This is a genomic window from Nocardioides sp., from assembly GCF_036274455.1.
Taxonomy (GTDB): domain Bacteria; phylum Actinomycetota; class Actinomycetes; order Propionibacteriales; family Nocardioidaceae; genus Nocardioides.
In genome coordinates this window covers 1-7,254 of record NZ_DASUFR010000208.1, presented here as the reverse complement: position 1 = coordinate 7,254, position 7,254 = coordinate 1, and the positions used below count along the sequence as shown (strand labels likewise).

The window sequence follows — 7,254 nt, the reverse complement described above, 5'->3', positions numbered from 1 at the left end:
GGATGCCTGCGTCGCGAGAGTCGTGCGATGGCAAGGCGTCCGTCCCGAAGGCAGGCTGGGCGCCTTTCGAGGGGCGGCAACACAGCCAGCGTGCGGCTATCGCGGCGCAGGCGCCGCGCGATTGTTCAGCAGTCTCCTAGGGCGCCCGGTTGGGTACTGGCGGGATCTCGACGACCGGTGGCCGCCGCTCTCCTCGACAGCGGCCGCTCGGTCGGCGAGGGTCGGGCGGCGTGAGGTCGTTGCTGGAGCAGCAGTACGCCGCACTGGCCGACTGGCTCGACGAGGTGCCTGTGAGTGCCCACCTCGTCGAGCCGGTCGGGCTGGGCGACTGGACCGTGCGCGAGCTGGTCGCCCACCTCGGCCTCGGGATCGGGCTGGCGAGGTACGTCGTCGCGGCCCCGCCCGGTGCGGTCCCGCTCTCGCTCGGCGACTACGTTCGCGCCTACCCGCCGGCGGCCGACCAGATCGCGGGCATGACCCGGGAGATCTCCGCGGAGTTCGGCGAGGACCTCGTCGGCGGCTTCCGGCGTACCGCCGGGGAGGCGTTCGCCGCGCTGGACCGCCTCGACGCCGAGGTCTACCAGGCGCGCCGCGGACCGATCACGCGGGAGGACTTCCTGATGACCCGCCTCCTCGAGCTGGTCGTGCACGGCGACGACCTGCAGCGCGCGCTGGGTCGCGCCGACGCACCACTGCTCCCGGGGGCGGTGGTGGCGGTGAGCTGCGCGCTGACGGTGGCCTACCAGGAGCGCGCCGGAGTCTCGCCGCCGTGGGGCGGGCTGGACTGGATCCGCCGCGCCGCCGGCCGGGTGGCGGACAACGACCCCGCACTGCCCCTGCTCTGAGCACCTGCGCTGGGCCTGGACGCCTGAGGGCCCCGGTCACTCGGGGCCGCTGACCTCGTGTGGCCGGTACGGCTCCTCCAGCCGCTTCACCAGGTCGGCGTCCAGGCTCAGCTCGAGCGAGGCGAGCGCGTCCTCGAGGTGCTGCGGCTTCGTCGCTCCGACGATCGGCGCGGTGACCCCCGGCCGGGTGCGGAGCCAGGCCAGCGCCACCTGGGCCGGTGGCCGGCCGAGCTCGCGGGCGACCGCGCACAGCGCGTCGACCACGTCGAAGTCCTCCGGGACGTACGCCGAGACGGCCGCCGGGTCGTTCTCCGAGCGGGTGGTCGCGCCACCACCCTCGCGGCGCCGGCTGCCGGTGAGCAGCCCTCGAGCGAGTGGGCTGTAGGGGAGCACGCCCAGCCCCTGGTCGAGGCAGAGCGGCACCATCTCCCGCTCCTCCTCCCGGTAGGCCAGGTTGTAGTGGTTCTGCATCGCGACGAAGCGGTGCCACCCGTTGTGCTCGGCGACGTGCTGCGCCTTGGCGAGCTGCCAGGCGTACATGCTCGAGGCGCCCAGGTAGCGCACCTTCCCGGCTCGCACCAGCGAGTCGAGAGCCTCCATGGTCTCCTCGACGGGCGTGGCGTAGTCCCAGCGGTGCACCTGGTAGAGGTCGATGTGGTCGGTGCCGAGCCGCCGGAGCGAGGCGTCGGCGGCGGCCAGCACGTGCCGGCGCGAGAGCCCGCGGTCCCCCGGCCGGTCCGACATCGGGTAGTAGACCTTGGTCGCGACGACGTAGTCCTCGCGTGAGGCGAACAGCTCGCGCAGCAGCCGTCCGGTGACCTCCTCGCTGGCGCCGCGGTCGTAGACGTCGGCGGTGTCGAAGACCGTCACCCCGGCCTCCACCGCCCGGCGCACGATCGGCCGGGCCGCGTCGAGGTCGAGGTGCCAGGCCCGCCGGCTGGTATCGCCGTAGCTCATCATCCCGAGCACCAGCCGCGACACGACCAGGCCGCTCCTGCCGAGGTTGACGTGGTCCATCAGGCCGGCACCGCGTCCTTCGGTCGCTCGCTCTCCCGGACCGCCTCCCGCGACCGGTGGGCCGCGACGCCGGCGACCACGAGCGCCAGGCCGGCGAGGTCCTGGACGCCGGGCAGCTGGCGCAGCAGCACGACACCACACACGGTCGCGGTGACCGGAAGCAGGGCGAGCAGGAGGCTGTAGGTCGCCCGGGGCAGCCGCGCCATCGCCAGCTGGTCGGTCAGGTAGGGGATGACCGTCGAGCAGACCCCGACCCCTACCCCCCAGAGCAGCCACGCCGGGTGCCCGGCGGCCGGCGCGGCCGCCGCGATGCCGAAGGGCGTGGCGAACAGCGCGCCGACCGCGACGACCAGGCTGAGCCGGTCGAGGACGCTGCTCCTGGAGGTGGTGGCGAGCCGGTGGCCGAGGACCACGTAGAGCATGAAGCCGACGCAGTTCGCCACTGCCAGCGCGAGGCCGGCCGGCGTGCCCGCGATCCGGACCTCGACGAGCAGCGCGACCCCGGCCACGGTGAGCGCGAGGGCGAGCGCGTTGCGGCGGGTGCGGGCGCCGTACGCCGCCAGGACGATGACCCCGAGGAACTCGATCCCGGCCACGGTCGCGAGCGGCAGCCGGTCGAGGGCCAGGTAGAAGCCGGCGTTCATCCCGGCGAGCACGGCACCGAGTGCGACCACGAGCAGCCGCTCCTCGCGGCCCGCGGCGCGCCAGGCCCGCCCGGGCGGCCGGATCGCGGCCAGGACCGCGGCCGCCGAGGCCATCCGCAGCCAGGCGACCCCCATCGGGTCGAGGTGGGCGAAGAGCAGCACCGCGAACGACGGGCCCAGGTAGTGGAAGGTCGCGCCGACCACCACCAACCCGATCGCAACCGGCTCCGAGCGCTGCAGTGCGTTGCTTGCCACCAGACCATGGTGCGTCGCAGACTGGGGTGGTTGAAGACACACTTGAAGGTGTGGCTGATGATCTTCTTTCGGATCGAAGGTGGATCAGGTGACTGACCTCGACCAGCTCGACGAGACCAACAGGCTGTTGCTCCGCGAGCTGCACGCCGACCCGCGGATCGCGATGTCCGCGCTGGCCCGGAAGGTGGGGATGTCCGCGCCCGCGGTCACCGAGCGCGTGCAGCGGATGCAGCGGGCCGGGGTCGTCACCGGGTTCAGCATGTCGGTCGACCCGGCCGCGCTCGGCCTGCCGGTCGCGGCGTTCGTCCGGGTCCGCCCGGCGGCCCGTCAGCTCACCAAGATCGCCGCCCTGGCCGAGTCCCTCGACAACGTGAGCGAGTGCCACCGGATCACCGGCGAGGACTGCTTCCTCATCAAGGTGCACGCCGCATCCATCCCGGAGCTCGAGGCGACGCTGGACAGGTTCCTGATGTACGGGCAGACGGTGTCCTCGGTCGTGGTCACCACGCCGGTCCCTCCGCGACCGCTGCCGATCCCGGACTGAGGGCTCCCTTCCGCGCCGGACGGATTGCGGGCAGGCTGCATCACGTGGACCAGGACCTGAAGCTCGAAGCGGTCGTCATCCCGGTCAGCGACGTGGACCGGGCCAAGGAGTTCTACCTCGGACTGGGCTGGCGGCTCGACGCCGACTTCCCGTTCGACAACGGCTTCCGCGTGGTCCAGCTGACCCCGCCCGGCTCGCCGTGCTCGGTGCAGTTCGGCACCGACATCACCTCCGCCGCTCCCGGCAGCGCCGAGGGGCTCTACCTGATCGTGTCGGATGCGGAGAAGGCGCGCGCCGAGCTCGTCGCTCGAGGCGCCGACGCCAGCGAGGTGTTCCATCCCGGCAGCCCCGGTGCGCAGTTCCGGGCCGACGAAGGGGACCGGCTGGCCGGACCCGCGGACGACCGGGCCAGCTACAGCACGTTCGTGACGTTCACGGACCCGGACGGCAACCGCTGGCTGCTCCAGGAGGTCACCACCCGCCTCCCCGGCCGCGTCGACCCGACCGAGACGTCGTACGCCGACGTGGCGGACCTCGCGGCCGCGCTGCGGCGGGCAGCGGCCGCGCACGGCGAGCACGAGGCCCGCAACGGCGGCGAGTACGACGAGAACTGGCCGGACTGGTACGCCGAGTACATGGGCGCGGAGCTCGCCGGGACGGAGCTCCCGACGTGACCCTCGCCGACGCCGTACGCACCGAGGTCGAGCGGTACGCCGACCGCAACCCGAGCAGCGCCGAGCGCCACGAGCGTGCCGCCAAGTCGATGCCCGGGGGCAACACCCGCTCGATCCTGCACTTCGAGCCGTTCCCGCTGGCCTTCGAGCGGGGCGAGGACGCCTGGCTGTGGTCGCTGGACGGCGACCGGTACGCCGACTTCCTGGGGGAGTACACCGCCGGGCTCTACGGCCACTCCCAGGCGGTGATCCTCGATGCCGTGCGGGACGCCCTGGGTCGCGGGCTCAGCTTCGGCAGCGTCAACGACCTCGAGCCGCGGCTGGCCGAGCTCGTGTGCGGGCGCTTCCCGGGCATCGACCTGGTGCGGTTCACCAACTCCGGGACCGAGGCCAACCTCATGGCGCTCGCCCTGGCCGTGGCCACCACCGGCCGGCGCCGGATCCTGGTCTTCCGCGGCGGCTACCACGGCGGCGTGCTCACCTTCGGTGACGGGCCGAGCCCGGTCACCGTGCCGCACGAGTGGGTGCTCGCCGACTACGACGACGTCGACGGCACCCGCGCCCTCATCCGCGAGCACGCGACGCAGCTGGCCGCGGTCCTCATCGAGCCGATGCTCGGCTCGGGCGGCTGCGTGCCGGCGTCCGACGAGCTGCTCGCGATGCTGCGCGAGGAGACCACCGCCTGTGGCGCGCTGCTGGTCTTCGACGAGGTGATGACCTCGCGACTCGCGCCCGGTGGGCTCCAGTCGGTGGTCGGGGTCCGGCCGGACCTCACCACCCTGGGCAAGTACCTCGGCGGCGGCCTGTCCTTCGGCGCCTTCGGCGGCCGGGCGGACCTGATGGCGGCCTACGACCCGAGCCGACCCGGGGCGCTGTTCCACGCCGGGACGTTCAACAACAACGTGCTCACGATGAGCGCCGGCATCGCCGGCCTCGAGCAGGTCCTCACCGACGACGTGCTCGACGCGGTCAACGAGCGCGGCGACCGGCTCCGTGCGGCGCTGGACGCCGTGGCCGCGCCCGCCGGGCTGCACGTGTCGGGGCGGGGCTCGCTGATGACGATCCACCCGGCGCCGCACCCGATCATCGCCTCAAAGCCGCTCAGCGACGACCAGGTGGCCGTCAAGGAGCTGGTCTTCTTCGGGCTGGTGAACCGGGGCTTCTGGCTGGCCAGGCGCGGGATGATCACCGTGAGCATCCCGACCACCGACGCGATGTGCGACGGCCTGGTCGCGGCGTTCGACGACGTCGTGGCGACGTACTTCTGATCAGACCTTCAGATCGGCCGACCAGCGCTCCTCGATCCGGCCGAACCGCCACACCGAGATCGCCGCGACCCAGCACACGACGAACAGGCCGACGATGGCGTAGCCCGCGTAGTCGAGGTTGATGCTCGCGATCGCGCCGATGACGCCGTCGTCGATCGAGAACCGGTCTGCGAACACGCCGACCAGCTCGATGGTGCCGATCACGAGGGCGACGATGACCGAGATCGTGGTGATGGTCAGGTTGTAGTAGACCTTGCGCACCGGCTGGGCGAACGCCCAGCCGTAGGCCGCGTTCATGAACACGCCGTCGACCGTGTCCATCAGGCACATGCCGGCCGCGAACAGGACCGGCAGCACCAGGATCGCGTACCACGGGAGGCTGAACGCCGCCGCGCCGCCGGCCAGCACGAGCAGCCCGACCTCGGTCGCGGTGTCGAAGCCGAGGCCGAACAGCACCCCGATCGGGTAGATGTGCCAGGGCTTGCGCACCGACTTGGTGAGGCCGCCGAGGATGCGGTTCATGAAGCCGCGCGAGTCGAGCTGCTTCTCGAGCTCGGCCTCGTCGTAGTGGCCCCGGCGCATCTCGCGGAAGACCCGCAGGATCCCGAGGAGCGCGGCGAGGTTGAGGATGCCGAGTACCCAGAGGAAGGTCCCGGACACCGACGGACCGATCACGCCGGTGATCGTGTGCAGCGTGGAGTCGTCGTCCTGGACCGGCCCCACCAGCGACCGGACGCCGAGGGAGAGCAGGAAGGCCAGCGCGAAGACGATCGAGGAGTGGCCGAGCGAGAACCAGAACCCGACCGACAGCGGCTTCGGCTGTGGATCCTCGCCCCGGGCCTCGCGGGCCGCGTTGTCGCCGATCAGCTTCCGCGTCGTGTTGTCGACCGCGGCGATGTGGTCGGCGTCGAAGGCGTGCCGCAGCCCGAAGGTGTAGGCCAGGAGCCCGACACCGACAGTGAAGACCGAGTGGTCGCCGCCGAGGCGGTAGCCGTGGGGCGCGACCAGCGCGAACAGGACCACGAAGCCCACGACGTGCAGGACCACGACGAACGAGCACATCGCGACGAGGGAGCGTCTGTCGCGCGCGCTCAGGCTGCGACGGAACTCCCGGAGCCGCGACTGCTTCGTCACGGTGGTGTCCTGCAGGACCGGCATGTGGCGACCTCCTCGTTGTTGCAAACAATACGCAACAGCGAGCCGATCGGATTTGGGGGTGCCCCCGGCAGGATTCGAACCCGCGACCAAGTCATTAGAAGTGACTCGCTCTGTCCAGCTGAGCTACGGGGGCGCGGGGCCATTGTGGCCCAGGCGCCCGGCCCGCAGCGATTTCGTCGAGGTCTGACCGAAAGGACCATTTCGCCGCGAACCCCGGCGTGACCGCGGCCTCCGATGGTCGTCTGGAGGCATGCGGAGGGAGCCCTCGCGACGTCCCGTCGTGCTCTCCAGGCTGGCCGCGGTGATCGCGGCGGGACTGGTCTGTGCGCTGGCCGTCACGACGACGCCCGCTGCAGTCGGCACGCCGGCACCCGCGACACGGGGCGCGGGAGCGGCGCGCACGCCCGCCGAGGCCAACCCGCTCGCCAACCGCACGTGGGGGGTCTACAAGGGCACCGGCGAGCAGTCGTGGACGCCGTACCTCCGGGCCCAGGGCCGCAGGAAGAAGCTGCTCGCCCGGATCGCCCTCGCACCCAAGGCGAAGTGGTACGGGCAGTGGATCCCGGCGAGCCAGATCACCTCCAAGGTGCGCGACCACATCAAGAACGCGCAGGCGGGCGACCCCGAGGCGCTCGTCCAGATGACGGTGTTCCGGCTCAAGCCATGGGAGGACGAGGCGTGCCGGCGCCTCCCCACGAGCAAGGAGCAGCGCGACTACAAGAGGTGGATCGACCGCTTCGCCGCGGGGATCGGCGACGCGCACGTCGCGCTGGTGCTGCAGCCGGACGGTCCCTTCGCGCTGTGCGCTCCGGGTGGGTCGCAGCTGCCGTCACAGCTCGTCGGCTACGC

At 72.0% G+C, this 7,254-nt stretch carries 8 protein-coding genes and 1 tRNA gene; 5 read left to right on the top strand and 4 right to left on the bottom strand.

The genetic code is table 11. The annotated features are described in order from the left end of the window. Window positions 1-230 precede the first annotated feature (230 nt). The gene (locus VFV89_RS20200) at window positions 231-845 is read left to right on the top strand and encodes a maleylpyruvate isomerase family mycothiol-dependent enzyme (RefSeq protein WP_329707772.1); all 615 of its coding nucleotides are present in this window, start codon (window positions 231-233) and stop codon (window positions 843-845) included. A gap of 36 nt (window positions 846-881) precedes the next feature. On the opposite strand, the gene VFV89_RS20195 is transcribed toward VFV89_RS20200, so the two are convergent. Both VFV89_RS20195 and VFV89_RS20190 read right to left on the bottom strand, forming a co-directional pair. Further along, complete coding sequence (locus VFV89_RS20195; RefSeq protein WP_329707771.1) at window positions 882-1,862, bottom strand: aldo/keto reductase; 981 nt, start codon at window positions 1,860-1,862, stop codon at window positions 882-884. Then, window positions 1,862-2,761 carry an EamA family transporter gene (locus tag VFV89_RS20190; protein ID WP_329707770.1) on the bottom strand — a complete coding sequence of 300 codons (900 nt, stop codon included), beginning with the start codon at window positions 2,759-2,761 and terminating at the stop codon, window positions 1,862-1,864. Before VFV89_RS20190 ends, VFV89_RS20195 begins: the two co-directional genes overlap by 1 nt. A gap of 88 nt (window positions 2,762-2,849) precedes the next feature. Here VFV89_RS20190 and VFV89_RS20185 point away from each other — a divergent pair, with 88 nt between their 5' ends. From VFV89_RS20185 to VFV89_RS20175, 3 genes are read left to right on the top strand one after another with little or no spacing between them, the layout of a single operon-like run. Further along, entirely contained in the window at window positions 2,850-3,305 is a 456-nt protein-coding gene (locus VFV89_RS20185; RefSeq protein ID WP_329707769.1) for an Lrp/AsnC family transcriptional regulator, read from the top strand. A 44-nt stretch (window positions 3,306-3,349) separates the two neighbouring features. Next, window positions 3,350-3,979 carry a VOC family protein gene (locus VFV89_RS20180; RefSeq protein ID WP_329707768.1) on the top strand — a complete coding sequence of 210 codons (630 nt, stop codon included), beginning with the start codon at window positions 3,350-3,352 and terminating at the stop codon, window positions 3,977-3,979. Further along, on the top strand, window positions 3,976-5,247 hold the full coding sequence (locus tag VFV89_RS20175; protein WP_329707767.1) for an aspartate aminotransferase family protein: 1,272 nt from the start codon (window positions 3,976-3,978) through the stop codon (window positions 5,245-5,247). The genes VFV89_RS20180 and VFV89_RS20175 overlap by 4 nt, the downstream gene beginning before the upstream one ends. Here the strand turns inward: VFV89_RS20175 and VFV89_RS20170 are convergent, their stop codons facing one another. Both VFV89_RS20170 and VFV89_RS20165 read right to left on the bottom strand, forming a co-directional pair. Next, window positions 5,248-6,405, bottom strand: coding sequence for a HoxN/HupN/NixA family nickel/cobalt transporter (locus VFV89_RS20170; RefSeq protein ID WP_329707766.1), 1,158 nt, complete (start codon window positions 6,403-6,405; stop codon window positions 5,248-5,250). Between the two features lie 59 nt (window positions 6,406-6,464). Then, window positions 6,465-6,538 (bottom strand) — tRNA-Arg (locus VFV89_RS20165). A gap of 117 nt (window positions 6,539-6,655) precedes the next feature. On the opposite strand from VFV89_RS20165, the gene VFV89_RS20160 reads away from it, so the two are divergent. Continuing rightward, a partial coding sequence (locus VFV89_RS20160; protein WP_329707765.1) for a glycoside hydrolase family 6 protein occupies window positions 6,656-7,254 on the top strand: 599 nt, incomplete at its 3' end.

Coding starts and splice junctions, on each gene's coding strand:
- VFV89_RS20195 (WP_329707771.1), bottom strand. CDS start 1,862: ATGGACCACGTCAACCTCGGCAGGAGCGGCCTGGTCGTGTCGCGGCTG.
- VFV89_RS20170 (WP_329707766.1), bottom strand. CDS start 6,405: ATGCCGGTCCTGCAGGACACCACCGTGACGAAGCAGTCGCGGCTCCGG.